19 protein-coding genes are annotated in these 18,748 nt (G+C 43.0%); 13 read left to right on the top strand and 6 right to left on the bottom strand.

Going from position 1 to position 18,748, the window contains the following annotated elements; translation table 11 throughout:
* The first annotated feature begins 156 nt into the window (after positions 1-156).
* Positions 157-1,869 carry an SH3 domain-containing protein gene (locus CARFE_RS0103185; protein ID WP_028051715.1) on the top strand — a complete coding sequence of 571 codons (1,713 nt, stop codon included), beginning with the start codon at positions 157-159 and terminating at the stop codon, positions 1,867-1,869.
* A gap of 146 nt (positions 1,870-2,015) precedes the next feature.
* Positions 2,016-3,395 (top strand): NapC/NirT family cytochrome c, encoded by a 1,380-nt coding sequence (locus CARFE_RS0103180; RefSeq protein WP_028051714.1) that lies wholly within the window; start codon positions 2,016-2,018, stop codon positions 3,393-3,395.
* Between the two features lie 40 nt (positions 3,396-3,435).
* Here the strand turns inward: CARFE_RS0103180 and CARFE_RS14090 are convergent, their stop codons facing one another.
* The 3 genes from CARFE_RS14090 to CARFE_RS14080 all read right to left on the bottom strand — a co-directional run bounded on the left by CARFE_RS14090 (position 3,436) and on the right by CARFE_RS14080 (position 5,849).
* Complete coding sequence (locus CARFE_RS14090; protein WP_034541525.1) at positions 3,436-3,705, bottom strand: DUF3343 domain-containing protein; 270 nt, start codon at positions 3,703-3,705, stop codon at positions 3,436-3,438.
* 130 nt (positions 3,706-3,835) lie between these two features.
* Positions 3,836-4,525 (bottom strand): DUF134 domain-containing protein, encoded by a 690-nt coding sequence (locus tag CARFE_RS16275; protein WP_051250132.1) that lies wholly within the window; start codon positions 4,523-4,525, stop codon positions 3,836-3,838.
* A gap of 103 nt (positions 4,526-4,628) precedes the next feature.
* Positions 4,629-5,849 carry an MFS transporter gene (locus tag CARFE_RS14080; protein WP_034541524.1) on the bottom strand — a complete coding sequence of 407 codons (1,221 nt, stop codon included), beginning with the start codon at positions 5,847-5,849 and terminating at the stop codon, positions 4,629-4,631.
* 109 nt (positions 5,850-5,958) lie between these two features.
* On the opposite strand from CARFE_RS14080, the gene CARFE_RS0103160 reads away from it, so the two are divergent.
* Entirely contained in the window at positions 5,959-7,353 is a 1,395-nt protein-coding gene (locus CARFE_RS0103160) for a glucose-6-phosphate isomerase (protein ID WP_028051713.1), read from the top strand.
* A 184-nt stretch (positions 7,354-7,537) separates the two neighbouring features.
* Here the strand turns inward: CARFE_RS0103160 and CARFE_RS0103150 are convergent, their stop codons facing one another.
* Positions 7,538-8,233, bottom strand: coding sequence for an HAD family hydrolase (locus CARFE_RS0103150; protein WP_028051711.1), 696 nt, complete (start codon positions 8,231-8,233; stop codon positions 7,538-7,540).
* Positions 8,234-8,425: 192 nt separating this feature from the next.
* Here CARFE_RS0103150 and nrfH point away from each other — a divergent pair, with 192 nt between their 5' ends.
* Both nrfH and CARFE_RS0103140 read left to right on the top strand, forming a co-directional pair.
* Complete coding sequence (nrfH, locus tag CARFE_RS14075) at positions 8,426-8,839, top strand: cytochrome c nitrite reductase small subunit (RefSeq protein ID WP_051250131.1); 414 nt, start codon at positions 8,426-8,428, stop codon at positions 8,837-8,839.
* Between the two features lie 22 nt (positions 8,840-8,861).
* Complete coding sequence (locus tag CARFE_RS0103140; RefSeq protein WP_051250130.1) at positions 8,862-10,127, top strand: ammonia-forming cytochrome c nitrite reductase subunit c552; 1,266 nt, start codon at positions 8,862-8,864, stop codon at positions 10,125-10,127.
* 79 nt (positions 10,128-10,206) lie between these two features.
* Here the strand turns inward: CARFE_RS0103140 and CARFE_RS0103135 are convergent, their stop codons facing one another.
* On the bottom strand, positions 10,207-10,584 hold the full coding sequence (locus tag CARFE_RS0103135) for an ATP-binding protein (protein WP_028051709.1): 378 nt from the start codon (positions 10,582-10,584) through the stop codon (positions 10,207-10,209).
* 220 nt (positions 10,585-10,804) lie between these two features.
* On the opposite strand from CARFE_RS0103135, the gene CARFE_RS16675 reads away from it, so the two are divergent.
* From CARFE_RS16675 to CARFE_RS0103100, 7 genes are all read left to right on the top strand, one after another.
* Positions 10,805-10,933: a hypothetical protein gene (locus tag CARFE_RS16675; protein WP_011343193.1), complete on the top strand. Its 129-nt coding sequence runs from the start codon at positions 10,805-10,807 to the stop codon at positions 10,931-10,933.
* A gap of 118 nt (positions 10,934-11,051) precedes the next feature.
* Complete coding sequence (locus CARFE_RS0103125) at positions 11,052-12,446, top strand: MurT ligase domain-containing protein (RefSeq protein WP_028051708.1); 1,395 nt, start codon at positions 11,052-11,054, stop codon at positions 12,444-12,446.
* Positions 12,446-13,222: a type 1 glutamine amidotransferase gene (locus tag CARFE_RS0103120; protein ID WP_028051707.1), complete on the top strand. Its 777-nt coding sequence runs from the start codon at positions 12,446-12,448 to the stop codon at positions 13,220-13,222. The genes CARFE_RS0103125 and CARFE_RS0103120 overlap by 1 nt, the downstream gene beginning before the upstream one ends.
* 179 nt (positions 13,223-13,401) lie before the next feature.
* Entirely contained in the window at positions 13,402-15,285 is a 1,884-nt protein-coding gene (gene acs / locus CARFE_RS0103115; RefSeq protein ID WP_028051706.1) for an acetate--CoA ligase, read from the top strand.
* A gap of 55 nt (positions 15,286-15,340) precedes the next feature.
* Positions 15,341-15,526 (top strand): hypothetical protein, encoded by a 186-nt coding sequence (locus CARFE_RS0103110; protein WP_028051705.1) that lies wholly within the window; start codon positions 15,341-15,343, stop codon positions 15,524-15,526.
* Between the two features lie 100 nt (positions 15,527-15,626).
* On the top strand, positions 15,627-17,261 hold the full coding sequence (locus CARFE_RS0103105) for a tetratricopeptide repeat protein (RefSeq protein ID WP_028051704.1): 1,635 nt from the start codon (positions 15,627-15,629) through the stop codon (positions 17,259-17,261).
* Positions 17,262-17,300: 39 nt separating this feature from the next.
* The gene (locus CARFE_RS0103100; RefSeq protein ID WP_028051703.1) at positions 17,301-17,759 is read left to right on the top strand and encodes a RidA family protein; all 459 of its coding nucleotides are present in this window, start codon (positions 17,301-17,303) and stop codon (positions 17,757-17,759) included.
* Here the strand turns inward: CARFE_RS0103100 and CARFE_RS0103095 are convergent.
* Positions 17,756-18,157, bottom strand: coding sequence for a hypothetical protein (locus tag CARFE_RS0103095; protein ID WP_028051702.1), 402 nt, complete (start codon positions 18,155-18,157; stop codon positions 17,756-17,758). The genes CARFE_RS0103100 and CARFE_RS0103095 overlap by 4 nt on opposite strands.
* Before the next feature lie 57 nt (positions 18,158-18,214).
* On the opposite strand from CARFE_RS0103095, the gene CARFE_RS0103090 reads away from it, so the two are divergent.
* Positions 18,215-18,721 (top strand): GNAT family N-acetyltransferase, encoded by a 507-nt coding sequence (locus tag CARFE_RS0103090; protein WP_034541522.1) that lies wholly within the window; start codon positions 18,215-18,217, stop codon positions 18,719-18,721.
* Positions 18,722-18,748: the final 27 nt, after the last annotated feature.

Below are 18,748 nucleotides of genomic sequence, written 5' to 3'. Positions count from 1 at the left end.
TCCATAAAAAAGTCGAAAAAAGCATATAAAAGAAAAATAGTGCAAGTTAATGACCTCTTATAACGATTAATCCCGGGAAGTGCTGGGCTATATGTAAAGTTTAACTCTTGCCCTGCCTCTCCCGGTGTTAATAAAAACAAAAGGAGAGGTGATGTGATGAGGAGGAAAAGCTTAATCTTTTTACTGCTGGCGGCGTTTGTACTTCTTTTTAGCGGTACCGCCCTGGCAGCCATGGATCACTCATTGTTTATTCAAAAGTATGAGGGGTCCAAGTCCTGTTTACCATGCCACCCCAAGCAGGTAAACGATGTTATCCACTCGGACCACTATACCTGGCAGAGCAAAGCGGTAAACCTGATTGATGCTGCCGGTAAGCCCTGGCCCGCCGATAAGCCGGTAGGGAAACTTGGGGGCTTAAACGATTTTTGCATTACCCCGGATATTAACTTTCTGGGAATTTTAGTTAATAAAAACGGGGCTAATGTCAAAGGTGGCTGTGGCCAGTGCCACGTAGGTATGGGTTCAAGGCCGGATAAAATTGATGAGGCAAAAGATAAGGAAAACGTTGACTGTTTAATTTGCCATGCCGATTATTCGGTATACAACAGGAACCTGAAAACTATTGTGCAGGATGCGTATGGTAACTTGTATTACATTCCAAATACCTCGGTAATTGATATTGCCTATGTGAAAAAAGCAAACGTTTCTGGAACGGTTGATATTACAGCAGCCCTAAAATCAATTAAGAAGACCCCCGATAATAAAAACTGCCTCCAGTGCCATGCTTTTGCTGGCGGTGGCCCCAACAACAAGCGGGGGGACTTAGAGCCCATCCACATGACCGATCCGGCTAAAGTGGATGTTCACATGGGCAAGGGAGTAAAATGCATTGACTGCCATAAGACCGAAAACCACAAAATAGCCGGCCGGGGCGTAGATTTACGAACCAACGAATTAAACTACAACGTTCGCTGTGAAAACTGCCACACTACTTCGGTCCACAAAGGTCCCCTTGGCGCAACCTTGAATAACCACATAAAGAGCATCGACTGTACCACCTGTCACGTAACCGAGTATGCAATTACCCAGTCCACCGATGTCTTCCGGGATTGGTCACAGGCTGAATATAATAGTGTCACCGCCCTTTATGAACCCAAAATTGAACGGGGACAAAACTTAAAGCCAGTATATCTCTGGTGGAATGGCCTTTCTTACGCCCAGCAAACCAATGTACCGGCGGTATTTAATAAAGATAACAAATATGCTCCTAATAAAACAACTAAACCCGATTACGTAACTTTATTTGCACCGGTTGGCTCAATAAACGATCCCAAGGCCAAGATTTATCCCTTCCGCTACCACTATGCTTATATGCCCCTCGACCCGGTCACCGGTAAGTTTTTCCCGGCTAAAGCTGGCTACGTCTTCATGACCGGTGATGTTTTGGGTGGATTTACAAAGGGTTATAAAGAATGGTTTGGCGTGGATTTGGTAAGTCCGGTTAAGTGGGTCTATGCCGAGCGGTACATGGGCTTGTATCATGAAGTGAAGCCCGCAAGCGAGGCGCTTTCCTGCACCAGCTGCCACAGCAACCGGGGCATCCTTAACTGGAAGGCATTAGGGTATAAAGGCGACCCGATTATTTATGGTGCGAGAAAAGTTGCAACCACTCCGTCGGTTAAAACCTATACGGTAACCAAGACTACTTATCTCTACCAGACCGCATCTACCAAAGCTAAGAAACTAACTACCTTGAAGGCGGGTACTAAAGTAACTTATGTAAGTGCTTCGGGCAACTACTATAAAGTCCAGGTAAAGGTAGGTACCAAGACCTATACCGGCTACGTATTAAAATCGTATCTAAAATAATATCTAAAATTTTAGATAAGAAGAGAGGGGTTAACAGCCCCTCTTTTCTTTGAAAATAAAGAACTAATAATACCATAAAAATATGCTGGTTTTAAAGGAATTATTCCAATAAATGTCGAATTAAAATAATGAAAGGGGGTGAGACAGTGCAAAAAAGGCTTCTTTGGATAATAATAATTGCAGCGGCAATTATAGCGATAGCAGCTCCTTTTGCTATTCACGAAACCAGTAAGCCGGAGTTTTGCAATACTTGTCATTCGATGAAACCGTATGTAGCGGCCTGGGAGAAATCATACCACGCTAAAACCGACTGTATGTCCTGTCACCGGGACCCGGGGTTTGTGGGTCTTATGAAAGTAAAACTTGGTGGGTTACGGCAGGTAGCTGTGGAGCTTACCCAAAAGCCCGAACCCGCAGAAATTAAAGGCAAGGGGGAAGTACCCAACCGCCGGTGTGAATCCTGCCATAAATTAAATGAGCTTTCCGGGCCTACCGCTATTACTTTCAGCCACGAGTTACACGCTGGTAAAAACAATATAGAATGTGTAACCTGTCATGGAGATTTAGTTCATGGCACTCCCAAGGTCCTGAAAATGCAGGATTGCCTTGATTGTCACAAAGAGAAAAATGGCCCGACAAAATGTGAGAGTTGCCATCAGGATAAGGCAACTATGAAGCCGCAAAACCATGATGCCAAGTGGCTGGCAGCTCATGGGACGGAAGCCAAAAAAGATTTGGCTTCTTGTACTACCTGTCATACCGGGGATTTGGGCCAGGAGAAATACTGTAATTCCTGCCATAATGGTGTGCAAATGCCGCACCCCGACGGCTGGGCAAAAAATCACAAGGTTTCCGATGTAAAAGTATGCAATACCTGCCATGAAAAGCCGGTGGAAGGAGGTAAGGCCCAGACCTGTATTAGCTGTCACCAGGTAGAAATGCCGCACCCGGCAAACTGGACCAGTACCCATGGTAAGTTTACCCTGCAGAACAAAAACGTTAACTGCTACTCCTGCCATACCAAAACCGAATGCAGCAGTTGCCACAAGATAGATATGCCCCATCCAGCGACGTGGCTTTCGACCCACGGAAAGACTGCGCTGGCAAAAGGGACAAGCAGCTGTTACGGCTCCTGTCATACAAAAGCAACCTGCGACAGCTGTCATAAGGTACCTATGCCCCACAGCAGCAGCTTTAAAATCACAACCCATGGAGCTACAGCTTTAGCCAAAGGAAGCAGTACTTGCTATACCTGCCACAGCAAAACCGAATGTAGCAGTTGCCATAATAACGTCAACCCCCATGATTCTGGATTTTTTGCCAAACACAGCAGCGAATACGCCCAAAATCCGGCAAAATGCAATACCTGTCATACTAATAAAACTACCTGCAACAGTTGCCATAGTAAGATTGGACATACAGAAAATTGGTTAACACGCCATGGGTTAGCGGTGGGTCAATATGGCTCTGAGCTGTGCGTTACCTGCCATGACCGGATTAAATTCTGTAGCAGGTGCCATCAATAAAAGCTAAAAGGGGCTTACTCCTTTGGTTGAGTAAGCCCCTTTACATTAAAGATAAAAGCTTTTGGTAAAATCGGATTTTTTTTTCGTCGGTAACCGGATAAACCCCCTCTACCGGTATCCCTTGTTTTTGGGCCAAAGTAAGTATATTTTCCGTTGCCTCTTTTTCAATCAGCAAGCAGGTTCCGCAGTCGGAACGAATTTCCCGCGGTAGAGGAATCATCTGGAATTTAAAAGATTTTTCTTTTAAAATATCTTCCAATTGCAGGAGATGATGGATGGACGGGAAAGTTAAAAAGACCAGCTCACGCATAAATACCCCTTCTTGTTCTCGGTTCTATACATTATTATATATAAAGCAACAGAAAATAGGAAATAACATTTTGGAATAATATTTCAAACTTTTGTTATATTTGCCATTCCCGCCCAACCCGAAAAACTTTTTAACAAGTCCCTTCAAAGGTCTCGAGGGTACCTTCTAAGTACTTTTCCACGGCTTTTTGGGCATCCTTTTCCGTAGTTAAAACCGGGGTTATACCGTGGGCCTTTAAGTCTTCCTGCATCCGCCAGCCCATACCTCCCGAAATTACCACCTTTACCCCGGCAAAAGCTTCAAGAATTCGGGCATGGCTTCCACCATGGCCGTGGCCGTGTTCGTGGTGGTGATGGTGATGATGGTGATGGGGGCCGTGGAAGGTGTTTTCCAAGATTTCACTTCCGACTATTTTTCCGTCTTCGACGGTAAAAATAACAAACTTGGGAGCGCTTCCAAAGTGAGCGCTGACATCCTTTCCGGTAACTGACGCCACAGCAATTTTCATATTTTTCTCCTCCCTTGGATTTTTGAAAGTAAAACTTCCTCCTTCAATTTTTAAAGCATAGCCGAGAATTAGAGCCCGGGCAATTTTTTCCCGGGCGGTTTTTAAAATCCGGTGGAAAGTCGGCCGGGAAACTCCCATCTTTTCGGCCGCTTCAATTTGTTCTAAGCCTAAAAGATCCTTTAGCCTCACCGCCTCCATCTCTTCCTGAGTCAGGGTAATTTCTGCAAGTTCATTTGCTGGAATACCTGCAGGTTTAAAATACTTAACTGGTGATAAATAACTTACATGGCGGCATTTTGGTGGCCGCGGCATGCCGCACCTCCTTTATGAACATAATTTCATTATTAACTATAACGCAATAATGAACATATGTCAATAATAAAAATATAAAAGAAACCATAATATCCCTCCGGACTTATGGTTTCCTTTTCGGGCTTAAATTAATCAGCAGGATAAGAATTAAAGCTATTATTGCGCCGGCGGCAAAAGTTCCGGAGGCGTTTAAGTAATGGCTGACACTTCCTGCAAAAAGGCTTCCTAAAGGAGCAAAGCCGGCGAAAACGGTGGTATAAATACTCATAACCCGGCCGCGGTAGGCGTCACTTACATTTTTTTGCAGATAAGAATTGCTACCGGAATTAAAGGCAATAGTAAAATAACCGGTTAAGAATAACAACACCATTGCCGGGAAAGGTTTTTTGGCTAAAGGCATTGCCAGTTGAAAGATAGCCATTAAAAAAGCACTGATTTTAATTACTTTATCTAAATTAAGCCTTTTGGAGAAAGTTGCCATCGAGAGGGCACCCATTAGAGCTCCAAAGCCAAAGGATGACATCATAAAGCCAAACATCTCTGCGGGAAGCTTTAAATCAATCCTGGCTAAAATGGGAATTAAGACGCTGAAATTCATGGCAAAAATGCTTAATGCGGAAACGGTAAGGATAGCCCGCAACAGCGGTTTTTGCTTAAAAAGATAGCTAAACCCTTCTTTTAAATCTTCTTTTATAGAAAAGGAAGAGGGTTTTCTTCTTGCCGGCAAGTTATCCATTAAAAATAGTCCGGTAAGGACAGCTAAAAAGCTTAGAGTATTGATAAAGAAACAGGTAGCTGAACCGTATTTGGCTAAGACTAAACCGGCCAATGCCGGACCCAAAAGCCGGGCCAAGTTAAAAATGGTAGAGTTTAAGGCAATGGCGTTGGTTAAGTCTTCGGGGCCGACTAAATCGATAACAAAAGCCTGCCGGGTGGGCATATCAAAGCTGTTGGCAACTCCTAAGCCAAAAGCGATAAGTAAAAGATGCCAGTAACTGACTAAATTTAAGTAAGTGAGAACGGTTAGAAGCCCGGAGAGAACCATCATAAATGATTGGGTGATTAAAAGGATGTACCTTTTTGGAAAACGGTCGGCAGCTACCCCACCAACTACCGACAAAAAAGTCATCGGAGCAAACTGCACGGCGGATAGTATCCCCAGAAGAAAGGGGGAACGGGTTAGTTCCAGAGTAAGCCAGGATAAAGCTACCGACTGCATCCAGGTACCAATTAAGGATAAAGCCTGACCGAAAAAAAACAAGCGGTAATTTTTGTGGGAGAGAGCGGAAAAAGTTCCAAGTTTAATTGATAAATCTTTGGCCATTTAAATCCCTCTTTTCCTATCACTATTTTAGCATATACTTTCTTTAAAATACCAAAAATTTGGGGTAAAATAATCCTGATATACAAATTTTAAGCACTGGAGGGGTATAATGGCGTTAAAAATTGACTTTAATAATGTCTTTCACCCATATCTACAAAAGGAGAGGTTAGGGGAAGCGGATATTGATGGTTATAAAGAAAAATTTACCTCTGCCCTTATAAGCTTACGGGAGAAAAAAGAAAAAGGGGAATTGGGCTTCTTTCACCTGCCGTATCTTCCGGAAGAAGAAATAGCTGAAATTGAAAAAACCGCCCGGGAGGTCCGGGAAAAATTTAAGTATTTTGTAGTTTTGGGGATTGGCGGTTCTGCTTTAGGGCCTTTGGCGGTTCATACGGCATTAAACAATTTACGGTACAACGAGCTTTCCGAGGAGCTTAGGGGTGGACCGAAATTTTATGTAGAAGATAACATTGACCCGGAGCGGATGGCTTCGCTTTTAAAGGTAATTGAACCGGAAAAGACCGTTTTTAACGTTATTACCAAATCGGGGGCGACGGCCGAAACCTTATCCCAGTTATTAATAGTTACGGAGGTACTAAAGAAAAAGGTCGGAAAGCGGTTTACTGAACACTTGATTTTTACTACCGATCCGGAAAAAGGAAGTTTAAGGGCGCTTGCCCGGGAACTCGGGGTAAAAACCTTTGCCATTCCTCCTAACGTAGGCGGCCGTTTTTCCGAGTTGACACCTGTGGGGCTATTACCGGCAGCGGTTACCGGTATTAACATCCGGGAGCTTTTAGCAGGAGCCCGGGAAATGGCGGAAAGGTGCGAACGGGAAAACCTTTGGGAAAATCCGGCGGGTTTAGCGGCTGCCATTCACGTTTTGCTCTTGGAGCGGGGAAAAAATATGGCGGTTATGATGCCGTATGCCGACAGCTTAAAATATATGGCCGATTGGTACGCTCAATTACTCGGGGAAAGTATCGGTAAAAGGTTAAACCGCCGGGGAGAAGAGGTTTTTGTAGGACAAACTCCGGTTAAAGCCCTGGGGGTCACCGATCAGCATTCTCAGGTCCAGCTTTATACCGAAGGACCCTTTGATAAACTCCTGATTTTCTTGGAAGTAGAACGTTACCGGAATAGGGTGGTGATTCCTCCGGATTTTCCGCAGTATGCTGAACTAAAGTTCTTGGGCGGGCATACTTTAAACGAGCTTATTATAGCGGAGAAAAAAGCTACCGAATTTGCTCTTTTGAAAGCGAGAAGACCAAACTATACCGTAATTTTCCCGGAAGTAAATCCCTATACGGTGGGCGAGCTTCTCTATTTCTTAGAGGCGAAAATTGCTTTTATGGGAGAATATCTTGATATTAATGCTTTTGACCAGCCCGGGGTGGAGGAAGGAAAAAAGGCCACCTATGCGCTCCTGGGTCGGGAAGGGTTTGAAGAGAAACGGCAGGAAGTTTTAAAGGTAAAAAAAGAACCGCGGTTTATTTTGGAATAAGAGGAGTGATCGACACAATCGCATTTAATCGAGGGGCACTTTTGGGCGCATATAATGTCTTATTTGTGGGGGCCGCTCAATTCTTATTTCAAACTTTCGATTTAGCAGTTCTTCTTGAGCTGGCCCCACAAATATTTCCAACCTCCAACCTCCAGCATCCCGCCTCCAGAAGAGTTGGCCCGCTTTAAAAATTCTCCCTTATAAACCGATACAACTCATAAAAATCCCCGGCGTAATCGGGCGTGCGGGGATTTTCTCTTTTTACCTCGTAATCTTTCACAAGGAAAGTTTTAATCCCCAGCTCTTTTGCTACCAGATCTTCGGCTGGATCGTTACCAATCATCAGGCAGTCAGAAGGCCTGGCTTTAATTTTTTCCAAAATTTCTTTATAGTAGTTAGGATTGGGCTTACAGTAGTGCATATTGTCGTAATGGGTAATAAAACGAAAATATTTAGGGGATAAATTTGCCCAATAAAGCCTTTCTATGATGGCGCTTCTGGGGAAAAGGGCGTTGGTAGCCAGGATTAACGTATGGCCTTTTTTATGAAGATAGCGAATCATGGGTCTTGCCAGGGGATGGGGTTTAAAGTAGTTACCGATATTTTTAAAAGAAGTGTGGTAAAAATCTTCGAAAACATTGTGGAGGTTGGCGGTACCCGGGTAAACCCGGTCAAAGGCTTGCCAGAAAACTTCGCTGTTTAGCTTTTCTCCGGTGTTTTTTACCATTTCTTCGGTAGCTTTTAAAATAGCCTTCACGATAAGATCGGGGTCAAACTTACCCTTAACGTAGCTTTTTACTTCCTGAATATAAAGCTTTAAAAAGTAGTCAAGATTTAACGGAAGCAAGGTGCCGTCCAGGTCAAAAAGAATGTAAGCCACATCTCTCCCTCCCTAATGGGTATTTTATCACAAAAAGTAATTTCTTAGCTTATCTCTTAATTCATTTGTGATTTGAAAAGCGCGGGTTACCAGGGTTTTGGCATCGAGGCCAGGCTCATCAGGAATAGCTCTCAAGAGTAGGTATTCTCTACAAAAAATAAAGGAATAATAAAAGAAAGAAAGGGGGATAAGATGAAGGGATTATTTTACCTGAGTGTTGCAGTATTACTAATTTATGGCCTAATGTTTTTGGTAGGCTTGAAGACGGTTCATGCTTATTTTGATAGCCCTGAGTTTTGTTCTACCTGCCACGTAATGAAAAAGGAGTACCAGGGATATTTAAAAAAACCACATGCTGGAAAAGTAAGCTGTGGGGGATGTCATTTACCGGCGGGATTTCCCCGTTACGGGATTGAAAAAACTTATTCGGGAATCAGAGATTTTCTTTCTTTTTCCTTCCGTACCTATCCCGATGTAATAAAAATTTCCTCCCGCTCGCAAAAAATTGTGGAGGAAAACTGTCTTCGCTGTCATCGGGGGGTTACGGAAAAGCTTTTGGGGGTGTCCCAGCGGTGTACCTTTTGTCACCGGCAGGTATTTCACTGAAAACTGTTAGGAGGGGATAATTTTGACCCGCGGTATAACTATTGGAATTATTATAGTTGCTCTAATTTTGCTTGCGGGAACTTTTGTGGCCTACTTTACTGCCAAAAACGATGTTCCCTATAAAACTTTGACAACCGGTTTTAAAAAAGATGAGATTAAACCCGAAAAGTACGGCCAAAAATTTCCTGTTGAATATAAATATTACTTAAAAAATAAAGAAATGGCTCTGGCTCCCAGTAAGTACGGAGGCTCGGTAAAAAGAGACCACCTCAAGGAATTTCCTTATATGAAAACCTTATGGGCTGGCTTTGCCTTCAGTAAAGACTATACTGAAGATCGGGGTCATGTTTATGCCCTGGAAGATGTGAAGGAAACCAAAAGGATTTCCGAAAAAACCGCCTTAGCCTGTATGACCTGTAAATCTTCCCAGGTACCGGTTTATATGGACAAATGGGGAGTAGATAATTTTTATAAAGCCAGATTTAGAGAAAAGCAGAATCTTTTTACGATACCGATTGGCTGTTATGACTGTCATGATGCTCAGACCATGAAGTTACGCATTACCCGGCCAGCGTTAAAAGATGCGTTAAAACGAATTGGCCGGGATCCGGAGAAATTTACGGAAAAAGAACTACGAAATTACATCTGCGCCCAGTGTCATGTAACTTATTATATTGACAAGGCAACAAACCGGGTAATCTTTCCCTGGGATGGGGGAGTAGATCCGGAAGATATGTACCGGCATTATGAAAAAAGAAATTTTTATGAATGGGTACATCCTTTAAGCGGCACTAAAATGCTGAAATCCCGCCATCCGGAGTTTGAAATGTTTTCGGGAAGCGTGCACAGTGCGGTGGGGCTTACCTGCGTTGATTGTCATATGCCGTACGTCTATGAAGGCGGCAAAAAATATTCCAGCCACTGGTGGACTTCTCCGTTAAGAACTTTAGAGCAGTCCTGCCGCAAGTGCCACCGGGAAGAGGAGGCTAAGCTTAGAGAGCGGGTCTTTTACATCCAGGACCGAACCTATGACTTATTAAACCGGGCGGGGAAAGCCAATGAAGAAGCAATTAAAGCTATAAATGAAGCAGTATATTCTCCGGGGACAGATAAAGCTTTAATTGAAAAGGCGCGGAAGCTTCACCGGGAGGCCCAGTGGTACTGGGATTATGTCAGCAGCGAAAACTCCATGGGTTTTCATAACCCGGAAAAAGCCCTGACTACGCTGGGTAAATCCATCGACCTTGCCCTTAGAGCCAAAGCTACCGCCCTCCAGGCCAAAAAGTAACAGAAGGGACGGTTCTGAGAATGACCATTTTCCCGAAAAGAAGCAGGAAAAATGGTGGCTGACAGAACCGTCCCTCCAGTTAACCGTGGATGAGGCGGGGGAGGCACTGGGCGCAGGCCCAGACGCTGTCGCCTTTATAGCGGATGGGGAAAAGAGCTTTATCGTATTCGGAGTTTCCGCAGAAGTGGCAGAAGATTTCTTCTACCTCCCGGTGAGCTCTGACTTTTTCCACCGCTTCGTGGGAGAAGGGGACCGTTTCCCGTTCTTCAATGGTTAAAGCACCGGTAGGACAAACAGCCAGGCAAAAGCCGGCGCCGTCGCAAAGCTCTTCTCTTAACACTTTGGCTTTACCGTTTACTATTTCAATAGCCCCTTCCACACAGGGAGTAACGCATTTACCGCACCCGGTGCAGAGCTCTTCATTTATTTTGACAATTTTTCTTACCACTTTTTCCATTAAAAAACACCCTTTCTTTTTTATTTTTATTTTGCTCAATTTTATTATAGCGGGATTTTAATTAAATATTTGTATAATAGCGCAAAAATCTCTGTGAGATTGGTCACAGCAAGTTGCTTGAAAATTTTTTAAAAAAGTCTTGTCAGAGAGAAAAAGGAGTGCTAAAATAAAAGCACAAAGTATAATGTATACATGAATACAACTCTTGGGGGTTGTTAAAATGTTTTATTTGGTTAGCTGGTCCTATGGGGAAGAAGAGGTTTTTTATAAATTTGTAAGGGAAGAAGAGCTTGATAAGATTTTAGAAGATGATAAGAATTATATTATTACCCCCGTTTATGTAGCATAACTTAAGTTGAGGAACAAGACCCTCTGATTCAGGTCAGAGGGTTTTATTTTTTTTTGCAACTTTTTTTCGGGTTTTTACATCTTTTACAGGTGTAAGAATTTTTTTGTGGGGGAAAATGATGAAATTAAAGCGTTTTTTAGGGCTTATAATAGCAAAAATCTTACTTAAGTTTCTGGTTATTTTAAAAAGGGGAACCGGAGCTACTTCTTTACCTGGGAAATTTCTTACCTTTTTTGATAAGAATTTTTTAAAAGATATAGCATTAAAGTTTAAAGTAATCGTGGTTACCGGTTCCAATGGGAAAACCACTACTACCCGGATGATCGGGCAGATTTTAAAAGAAAACGGGATTACTTTTGTTACCAATTATGCCGGGGCAAATCTTTTAAGTGGCATTGCCACTGCTTTGTTGCAGGGAGTGGATGTTTTCGGGTGTCCACTGGTGCCGGTATTATTACTTGAAATTGATGAAGCTACCCTGAAAAAAGTAAGCACCGAGATAAGTCCCGAGGTTCTGGTAGTAACCAACTTTTTTCGAGACCAACTGGACAGGTATGGGGAGGTTTACCAGACTTTAAATTATGTAAAAGATGGTGTGGCTAATTTTAAAAATACCAAACTTGTGCTTAATGCGGATGACTCTCTGGTGGCTTCTCTGGCCAAAGTAAAGCCCTTTGAGGTATTTTATTTCGGACTTGATAGTGAAGGCTTCCAGGATTCACAGCAAAATACCGATGCCCGTTATTGCCTTTTCTGCAAAACAAAGTATAGCTACGAAAAGCACTACTACGGCCATTTAGGACATTTTAAATGTCCTGCCTGTGGCTACCGGCGACCCGAACCTAATTTAAGCTGTCTTAAAATTGTAGAAATGGGAGAAGAACATTCCCGGTATTTGCTTGGGATAAAAGGAGAAGATTTTCCGACATACCATGAAGTTAATTTATCTTTGCCGGGTATTTACAACATTTATAATAGTTTAGCTGCGCTTACCTGCAGCCAGGCTTTAGGTTTAAACCTGAAAAAATCTATAGAAGCTCTTAGTACCTTTTCCGGAGCCTTTGGACGGACGGAAAATCTTTTCCTTGCTGGCAAAAAGTTAAAAATAATTCTGGTAAAAAACCCTGCTGGTTTTAATCAGGCTTTAAATCTCCTTACTCAGGAAAAAAGTAAAGTAGGTCTTGCTTTTTTAATTAATGATTTACCGGCGGATGGGGAGGATGTTTCCTGGCTCTGGGACGTGAATTTTGAGATATTAAATTTAATTACCGATAAAATTAAATTTATTTTAGCCGGAGGGAGAAGAGCTGAGGATCTGGCTCTTAGGTTAAAATATGAAGGATTAGCCAAAGAAAAAATAAAAATTATGGAGGGTTACCGGGAAGTAATTAATTTTGGGTTAAAAGAAATTGACCCGCAGGATGTTTTTTATATTTTTCCTACCTATACGGCGCTCATCGGGTTTCGTAAAACTTTAAACGAAAAATTTAAGTTAAAGGAGTTTTGGAAGTAATGTATGAGTTAACAATTGGCCATTTTTATCCTGACCTGTTAAATACCTATGGAGATATGGGAAATATCATTGCTTTAAAAAGGCGTTCAGAATGGCGTGGAATTAAGGTTACGGTTAAACCTATTGGACTTGGTGATGAGTTTAAAAGCGAGGAGTATGACTTAGTGTTTTTGGGTGGTGGACAGGATTTTGAACAGGAGATTATTCAGGAAGATTTTCTTGAAAATAAAGGTAAAGAGTTAAGAAAGGCTATCGAAAACAACCTGGTGGTTTTAGCAGTATGTGGCGGTTATCAACTTCTGGGAAAATTCTATCGTACTGCTAATGGTAAAGAAATTGCAGGCCTGGGGGCTTTAGATGTGTGGACGATAGCCGGAAGGAAAAGAATGGTCGGCAATATTTTAATTGAAAGTGAACTATTAGAAAAGGTCGGCTATGATGGTAAGATTGTTGGTTTTGAAAACCACTCGGGAAAAACTTATTTGGGGCCTGAAGTAAAACCTTTGGGCCGGGTTATCTATGGTTATGGTAATAACGGGGAAGATAATTTTGAAGGAGCAGTATACAAAAATGTCATAGGAACCTATCTTCACGGCAGTGTTTTACCTAAAAACCCTGGATTGGCTGATTATCTGCTCACATTAGCCTTAAAGAAAAAATATCCAGGGTTTTTAGGATTACAAAAATTAAACGATGATTATGAAACCATGGTAAGACGCAAACTTATCAGTCGGTTAAGTGGTAAGAGACACTGGTTACTAAAACGTTTTTTCTAAAAAGGAGAATAGTGGAGAAAATGCTATCTTTGATGGGAAATGACCTGATTTTTGATCGATTGCATTTCCCCCCTGACTTTATGCATTTCAAGGTAAAAATATTTGCATTGGGATAAAAGCAATGTTCTAAAAGGAAGAGATTTCCTAAAATAAAGAAAAAAGCGGCAGGAGGGGGTAAGATGAGCGAACTAAATAATTTACTTCAGATGGAGGAGAAAATTTTTCCGCCTCCAAGGGTACAGGAGGCAGCCAATTTAAAGGATTTTGACCGGGAATACAGGGAGTCGGTAGAAGATAGTGAGAAGTTCTGGGGAAGAGTGGCTGAGGAGCTTTTCTGGTATGAAAAATGGGAGCGGGTTTTGGAGTTTAATTATCCCTGGCATCGCTGGTTTATCGGCGGAAAAACCAACATAACCTATAATGCTTTGGATGCCAAGGTGGCAAAGGGCCGGGGGAATAAAGCGGCGTTTATTTTTTTAACCGAAGACGGGCGGGAAGAAGTTTATACCTACCGGATGCTTAAAGATCGGGTGGAGCGCTTGAGCCGGGGACTAAAAAATCTGGGGATTCAAAAAGGCGACCGGGTGGTAATTTATATGCCGTTGACCCCGGAAGGGGTTATGGCCATGCTGGCGGTGGCCCGGATTGGAGCGGTGCACAGCGTGGTTTATGCTGGCCTTGGGTTTAAAGCTTTAAGGGAACGGATTTTAGATTCCGGAGCTAAATTGGTGATTACTGCCGATTACGGTTATCGCCGGGGCAAAAAGGTTGCGTTAAAGCCCATAGTGGATGAAGCGTTAGAAGGGGTTTCTTGCGTGGAAAAGGTTGCGGTGTGGTTTCGGGAAGAGCGCCAACCTTTAGGGCCGCGGGAAGTGGATTTTCTGACGTTATTTAAAAATCCACCGGGGGAACCTGCGGAAATAATGGAAGCTGAAGATCCTCTCTTTATTTTATATACCTCCGGTACCACCGGCAAACCCAAAGGGGTACTGCACGTCCATGGAGGCTACATGGTGGGAACCTACTACCATGCTAAGACCTTTTTTGATTTAAAAGATGATGATGTGTTCTGGTGTACCTCGGATATTGGCTGGATTGTGGGCCACAGCTATATTGTTTATGCGCCTTTGGTGGCGGGGGCAACGACATTATTTAGGGAAGGGGCGCTGGATTATCCTACCCCCGATACTCCCTGGCAGATTATCGAGAAATATCAGGTATCGGTCGTTTTTACCGCTCCTACGGCAATCCGGCTTTTAATGAAATACGGGGAAAAGTGGACGGAAAATTATGACCTGTCATCCTTGAGACTGATTACCTGTGCGGGAGAGCCTTTAAATCCCGAAGCCTGGCGCTGGGCTTACGAAAATCTTTTAAAAGCCCAGGGAGGTTTTATTGTTGACAACTGGTGGCAAACGGAGCTGGGAGGGCCTACCCTGGGGACGCCGCCGGTAAAAGCGGCAAAGCCGGGCAAGGTGGGATTTGCATTACCGGGAGTGGTAGCGGATGTTTTAGACCGGGAAGGAAAACCGGTGCCGGCGGGACAGGGTGGACTTTTATGCCTGAAAAATCCTTTTCCCCATATGCTGAGAACTGTTTACGGGGATGATGCCCGCTACGAAAAAGCCTGGCGGGAAATTCCCGGGTGGTATTTTACCGGTGATGTGGCGGTGAAGGATGAGGAAGGGTATTTTGCCGTCCTGGGACGGGCGGACGATGTGCTAAATATTGCCGGTCACCGGATTGGGACGGCGGAAGTGGAGAGCGCTCTGGTTTCCCATCCGGCGGTGGCGGAAGCAGCGGCTGTTGGGGTTCCGGACCCGTTAAAGGGAGAGATTTTAAAAGCTTTTGTGATTTTGAAAATAGGAGCGGCGCCTTCGGAGGAACTGGCGAAAGAGTTAATAGAGCATGTGAAAAAGGAGTTGGGGCCAATAGTGGTGATTGGGGAACTGAAATTTGTGGATAAACTTCCCAAAACCCGCTCCGGCAAAATTATGCGCCGGGTGTTAAAAGCCCAGGAGATGGGAGTGGATCCGGGGGATTTAACTACTCTGGAGGAATAAAAAAGGAAAAAAGCCCTTTCTGTCGAAATAATTGTTTAGACAGGAGGGGATTTCTTTGCCAAAACAGGAAAGAGACCTGGGTACCGGAAAGCTTATCCTGGATTTTATTGATAACCGCTGGTGTGTTATTTATTACACCGAATTTTACAGTGAAAAGGGGCGGGAACTAAAGGAAGAAAATCGCTGGTATTTTGCAAGCTTAGAGGAAGCGGAGAGATACTTTAAAGATTTTGTTTGCTAAGAGCAAAGATTTCGGGCTTTGCTCTTTTTCTTTTGCCTCTTTATTTCTTTTGGTTTAGAAGCTAAAATAAAAGTAATTCCAAAAAGAAAAGGGGATGGCAATGCGGGATATTAATAAAATTTACGCCCAGGCAGTAACGGAAAGCTTGCTGCAACCTGACTGGCAGTGGTATTTACTGGAAGAAAAAATTAAAAATATTTTAAAAACCAGAAAGTTGCCGGAGTTTTCCGGACAAACTTTACCGGAGTACCTGGCTAACGTTACTCCCGCCGAGTTTGCCCGCTGGGTAGATATCTTGAACCGAATAACCGGTCCTGCTTTAAAGGAAATAATAGTGGAGGCTTTTCGGGAAAAGGATTTGAGGTATAAAATTGAGGTGTTAAAAAATCTCGAAAACATTGAAGGAGAGCATCTTGTGGATTTAATGGAGGAAGTGGACTGGGAACAGGTGGATTTAGATTCAATTATCGCTCTAACCAAAAAGCTAAATCAAAATACTCTTGATTTTCATTTTTTACATAAAGTGAAAAATCGGGTCCGGGAACTACCTTTAGAAAATCTTCTGCAGGATAGTCAAGGAGAATATAGAAATGCCCTTCTCTGGCTTTATGCCCAGACTAAAAGTGAGAAAGCTTATAACGAAATTATCAAGCTCAGGGGAGAATTACCGGAGGAATATTTTAATTATCTTTTATTAATTGCCGGCGGGGAAAGAGCTTTAGAAGAAATTAAAAATAAAGATCCCGAGAAATTCTTCGAAAATCCCCAGGAAATATTTATGCTCTTAGAAGGATTGGATGAAGCCGGAATTTTATCCAGGATAACCGAAATTATTAACCCCGAAGATTTAGCGGATGGTCTTAAGTTTATAATGGCTACAATTTTAGAAAGCGGTGGCTTTTATCCTGAAGCGGAAAAATACTTTACAGGGGTTCCTGAGCTAAATTTTCCCCAGAGCTTATATTTAAAAGCCAAGCTTACTCTCCACAGAGGAAGGCGAGAGGAAGCCCGGGAACTCTTTTTAAAGGCTTTAACAGCTTTCAGGGAGCAACTTTTAAATCAACCCGATTTTAACGGCGGGGAAATCGAGGAGCTTTATTACCTGGGATATAAAGATGGGCTTTTAACTTTGGAAGAAACGGCGAGCTTTTATGCCGACCTTTTGGAAGGAGTGCTCTGGTTTTACGGAGCGGTAACCAGGGAAGAAGTAGAGCCGATTTTTCGAGAAATTCTCGGGGTAATCTTGCCGATTCCGGGAGAAGAAGTGATAAAGGAGCTTGCCAAACGGGAAGGAATTATCGTAACGGATATTATTGCTTTAAAGCGGGTTTCTGACCCTCAGGGACTTATTTCCCGGAGAGTTTCCCGGAAAATTCTGCCCTCTCCCCTGTCGGTGGATACCGTGTTACGGGTTTTTTACGGGGAAAGTTACCGGCTAATATCCAATTATCAGGAGATTGAGAAATACCTGCAGAATTTAAAACAAAGCCAGGGCTTACTTTTGGTAAATCCCAAGCTTTTTGACTTAAATACATTAATTGAACGCTTTCAGGTGGAGGAACCGGAAGCAATCGTACACAGTTATTCGCCCCTGGTTAATGAAAATAATCCCGAGGAGTACCAAAAGCTTTTAAACTACCTGGAAACGGTTTGGAACGATACTCCTAACTGGGAACTATTTGGTATGAGCGTTTCCGAGCTTAAAGAATTATCCGGAGAAAAACTGATAAACTAAATTAAGGGAATTCTTTCTAAAAGTAAAGGAGGTAGTTGGATGAAAATCGAGCAAAAGTTAAATGAGATGGGTATGTCGCTTCCGCCGGCGCCAGCACCGGTTGCTGCTTACGTGCCGGGGGTATTAATTGATAACTATATTTATGTTTCCGGACAGCTTCCCTTTGAAGGAGGGGAATTAAAAACTAGAGGTAAGATAGGAGCGGAAGTTACGGTAGAAGAGGGGATGCGCCTTGCTAAAGTGGCAGCTCTTAACTGCCTGGCGGTGGTCAAGGGGCTTATAGGGGACCTCGACCGGATTGAAAAAATCATTAAGGTTACCGGTTATGTAGCAAGTAGCCCGGGCTTTAACGACCAGCCCAAAGTAATAAATGGCGCTTCGGAGTTTTTGGCAGAATTACTGGGGGAAGCAGGAAAACACGCCCGGGCGGCGGTAGGGGTCAACGAACTACCCCTCAATTCTCCGGTAGAAGTGGAGATGATTGTTAAGGTACGTTAAAAATCTATGGTAAAATAAGCATAGGGTTTAGGGGAGTTTTGGGTTAATAATTTTAAACCCGAAAGCTCCCCTAAAGCTATATATGGAACTGTTTTCCTGATAGGTTTATAATAAAAGAAAAGAGAAATTTCCCGGTATCCTTTTAAAAGGTAAGGCCAAAGTCTGCGGCTTTCGGGAGTTAAATAAAAATAAACCGGTTGGCCAAAAATTTTTAGGTACGATTCAATTAAAAAGTCCAGACTGTCAAGGATCCGAATTTCTTCTGGGAGAATTAGTAAAGGCTTTGGCAATTTTGTGGAGTCTGGATAAAAAATATACCACAGGTGGTTAGCTTTTAAGAAAAGTAGAATTTTATTGCTATCGGGAAATTGACCGAGAAAACAGCGGGGGTAGTTCATAACTTACCTCCGGGATATAAAGTAGGTATATTATCTTATTTAAAACGGGTGGTATAGGTGACAGAAACTAAAGATGTTATAATTAGGGAAGCAAAGGTAGAAGATTTAAAAGAGATTTTTGCCATTTATAATGAGGAAGTTTTGCACGGAATTGCCACTTTTGATACCGAACCGGTGGAAGGAGAAGATCAGCTTATCTGGCTTTTAAAACGGGGAGCAAGACACCCGGTTTTGGTGGGTGAAGTAGAAGGAAGAATTGCTGTCTGGGGTAGTTTAAATCCCTATTCTCCCCGCAAAGCCTATGATTTAACCGCTACCGAATCGGTATATGTTCATAAGGATTTTCGGGGGAGGGGCTATGGAGAAAAAATGCTTATGGCACTTTTAGAGGAAGCCCGGAACCGGGGGCTCCGGGCCCTTTTAGCTTTAATTGCGGCCGAAAATGAAGCAAGTTTGAGGCTGCACGCGAAATGCGGTTTTCAGAAGGTAGGGGAGCTTAAAAAAGTTGGCTTTAAGTTTGGTCGCTGGTTGGATGTGGTTATTTTAGAGTACCTATTGTTTTAATTGCCCACCGCCGGCGGGTTATTAATT

The organism is Carboxydothermus ferrireducens DSM 11255 (assembly GCF_000427565.1).
GTDB lineage: Bacteria > Bacillota > Z-2901 > Carboxydothermales > Carboxydothermaceae > Carboxydothermus > Carboxydothermus hydrogenoformans.
This window is presented reverse-complemented; position numbering and strand designations above follow the sequence as displayed.